This is a genomic window from Rhodococcus sp. BP-261, assembly GCF_019835205.1.
GTDB lineage: Bacteria > Actinomycetota > Actinomycetes > Mycobacteriales > Mycobacteriaceae > Rhodococcoides > Rhodococcoides kyotonensis_B.
The window spans coordinates 7265-10579 of the sequence record NZ_JABUCO010000046.1 but is presented as its reverse complement, the minus strand read 5'-3'; the positions used below and the strand labels follow the sequence as shown (position 1 = coordinate 10579).

The following is a 3315-nucleotide window of genomic DNA, read 5'->3' as shown; positions in this document are numbered from 1 at the left end:
CGCTCAGGGTCGGCGGTCGGCGGCGTAGTTTGCCCATTGGCCGTTCGTCTTGAAGGTGTGTTTGGCGACGGTATGAGCGTTGAGCCCTAGGATTCCCGCGAGCACACTCGGCGGGAGCTCACGGGCTAGCTGTGCGGTGGCGGACAGTCGTAGCTTTCGGGGCTCGATTCCAATGGCGCGCAACCTGTTTCCTAGACTGGTTGCACTCAACGGTTTGCCTGCGTGGCCACCTGCGAAAAGCCATGTCGTAGGTAGTTGTTCCGCAGTTCCGGTGCGCCGCTTGAGGGGTAGATTTCGGGCGATGGCTGCGAACGGATCTGGCAGGTCGAGGACGTCGGTGGGACCGAGTCGTAGACCTGTGGTCGTCGCGGTGGCAATCACATCGGCTGTGGTGAGGCTGACGATTCGCCGTAGCGGCTGGGCGTAGAGGGCGACCAGCGCACCGGCCAGTCGATCTACCGGGTCGAGTGACTCGTCGTGGATAAGGCGCCGGCCGATCTGCCAGCGATCCTCGGCGTCAGTCGGTAGTTCTGCATGGGCTCGACGCTCTTTCGGGAGGGCAATCTCTTTCGATAGGTGCCGTGTTCTTTGTGCCCAGGTCAAAAACGGGCGGATGTGCCATCGGGACGCACCGGGCTCTGCGAACCAGGCGTCAATGTCGTATTGCGCACATCGAGGCATCTCGGTTCCTCGTCGTTCGAGTGTGTTGAGGAACTGAATGACTTGGAGGATCTGGCAACGTGCGTTCTGTACGGCGGTGCCGATCGGTCGGTGCGTTTCGAGTCCGCGCAAACGCGGCAGTACAGCCCAGTGCGTCCACTGGCTAGCGAGCTTGCGATGGCCTGTGTCGAGTCCGCTGAGGAGTTGCGGGAGCTCCGTCTCGAGCCGCCGGAGACTACGGTGCACGTCGGGGTCGAGGATGCCCGTAGCGATGAGGAGTGATCGGAGGTAGTCGACCGACTTGGGCCGAGGGAGCAGGTCGAGTGATTCGTGCGTGAGGGGAATGGTGCCGTCGTGGAGGCCGCGCAATAGGTCTGTGTTGCGGTTCAGCCATCGCCGTGTGGTCGTCGGTTCAGCCTGCATGATGGCGTCACGAAGTGGTTCCAGGAGCCCGTCGGCAGTCGGTGGTAAGACGTGCTCGAGGTGGCAGCGGAGCGCGCATCGCGCGCACATGCGTTCGCCGTCCATGGCGATCAGGGGCTGACCGACGCTGGGGCACCGCGGGCAGCTTCGCTGCGCCTTCTCGCGACACCATCGGCATAATGCGTTGTCGTCCAACAGCTTGTCGGGTTTCGTGCAGCCGGTGCACGCGCCGCGATGCTGTCGTCGTCTTTTCCTGCAGCGGTCGCACACCCGGACGCGGTCTACGACTGAATTGCACAGTACACAAACAGTATTGATCACTTCTTACGTTTGATTTCCGCTCGCCGTGGTGTGCGCGTCTTCGCGTCGGATGGTGTTGCTGCGGTCTTGGGCCGATGGGTAGTTGTACCGGTCGCTCGCACCGTCGCCCGTTCGGCGACTGGTTCGATCAGATCGTTCGGTGTGCACGAGAGTATGTCGCAGAGCGCCGCGAGGGTACGCAGGCTGAGGCGTTCCGGCGTTCCAGTGACCAGGCGATACACCTGAGCTTCGGACAAACTGATCCCGCGCTCGGCAAGCAGCGGTCCCAAACCGGTCGTCGCGAATATTCCCCTCTCGGCCAACAGTCGGCGTAGGTGCCAGTCGTAGTTCAAGCGTGGCTGTTGCATCCCTGTCTCCGTCCTACTCTGCGGTGAACGCTCGGTCCAATGCCCGTCGGAGGGCATTGTTCTTGTAGTCGGTGCCGACGCTGGTGTAGATCGCGGTGGTAGATCCCCAGGAGTGTCCGAGTTGTTGCTGAACAAACAGGTGGTCGAAACCGTCTTCGAGTAGGTGTGTCGCATACGAGTGCCGTAGGCAGTGCGGACCGAGATGCTTCTCCAGTCCGATTGCGTCCCGGTACTCGGCGAAACGGTGCGAAATCGACTCGGTGCCGACGCGTGCCCGACGTTCTGTCGGCCACATGGCGAGATGGTCGGTGTCGTACAGGGGCCGAATCTCGGTGACCCACTCGGCGACGGCTTCGGCGGCCCACCCCATCGTGGTCAGTACCGTTCGGCGGCGCGGTGGCCCTCCATTGAGGGCTTTGCCGTAGCGAACCGACAATGCGCCATGGCGGCCGAACTCTTTGGCCGCGGAGTTCGCGGTCCAGTCCACGATGTCCAACATCGCTGCCTCGCGGCGACGCAGCCCCCAGGCATAGATGACCTTGAACAACGTCGCGTCTCGGTAACTGGCAAGCCATCCCTTGCGGCCGGACAACCCAACCCGGTTCACCCGCTCATCGCAGTAGTCGAAGAAGGCCTGTAACTCGTCCCTCGTCAGTGGCCGGTTTCCTGGTCGACCTTCGTACTCCCCGCGGTGGACGACGGTGTTCCATTCGTGGAAAACCTGCACCGGGTGAACGCGAAAGTATCGCTGACACACTTCATCCCACCGATATCGGACATCAGTGATGTAGGCGCAGAACAGCGACGCGGCCATCTGGTAGAGCCGCACAGTCGAGTGAGCGACCCCCGAATCGACAAGATGTGCGGTCCACTCCTCGACGTCCATCGACGACCAGTTCCAGGGGTAGTCGTTCGTGAATGCGACCAGCCTCCGCACGATCTGTGTCCGTCGCTCGATCGTCAAGTTTGCGAGCATCCGCGCACGTTGCTGCGTCTCCCATCCGTCGATCATTCCTTCCAGGACCGTTTCCTCCGGAACCAGTAATACGACGCCATCACTGAGGAAGCGGTCGGCGGAACCTTTGGCGTCGGACGCGGGCTTTTTGGCAACAGGGTCGACCGGCACTGGATGAATGTAACAGTCATTCGATGCATGTTCACGTGATGCTCTTCAGCTGCTGATGGCCGACGAGCCCGCGGCCGCCCCCGGAGATCGACGCAGATGCAAGTAGGCGGTTGTGACATGGATGCCCCCTTTTCAACGGTACGGGGAGGGGGTATGGTCCGAATCGTCGCAAGATACCCCCTGGGGGTATCACTCAAGATGAAGGAGTACCTCATGATCACCACGAATTACCGAGTCACCGGCATGACCTGCGGACACTGCGAGGCGTCGGTCCGGGAAGAAGTCGGTGCTGTGGCCGGGGTCGACACGGTCGAAGCATCGGCGTCGGCGGGGACGCTGACGGTGACAAGCGCCGATGAGCCCGACCACGCCCAGGTCGTCGCCGCCGTTCGCGATGCCGGATACACAGCCGAACCGCAACCCGCAGATTTTACGCAC

At 62.1% G+C, this 3315-nt stretch carries 3 protein-coding genes; 1 reads left to right on the top strand and 2 read right to left on the bottom strand.

Translation table 11 applies throughout. The annotated features are described in order from the left end of the window. Positions 1 to 1400: 1400 nt before the first annotated feature. Both HQ354_RS25295 and HQ354_RS25290 read right to left on the bottom strand, forming a co-directional pair. Positions 1401 to 1751: a helix-turn-helix transcriptional regulator gene (locus tag HQ354_RS25295; RefSeq protein ID WP_032364201.1), complete on the bottom strand. Its 351-nt coding sequence runs from the start codon at positions 1749 to 1751 to the stop codon at positions 1401 to 1403. A gap of 13 nt (positions 1752 to 1764) precedes the next feature. Then, the gene (locus HQ354_RS25290; protein WP_032405569.1) at positions 1765 to 2877 is read right to left on the bottom strand and encodes a tyrosine-type recombinase/integrase; all 1113 of its coding nucleotides are present in this window, start codon (positions 2875 to 2877) and stop codon (positions 1765 to 1767) included. A 213-nt stretch (positions 2878 to 3090) separates the two neighbouring features. On the opposite strand from HQ354_RS25290, the gene HQ354_RS25285 reads away from it, so the two are divergent. Continuing rightward, on the top strand, positions 3091 to 3315 hold a 225-nt coding region (locus HQ354_RS25285; protein ID WP_222654606.1), incomplete at its 3' end, for a heavy-metal-associated domain-containing protein.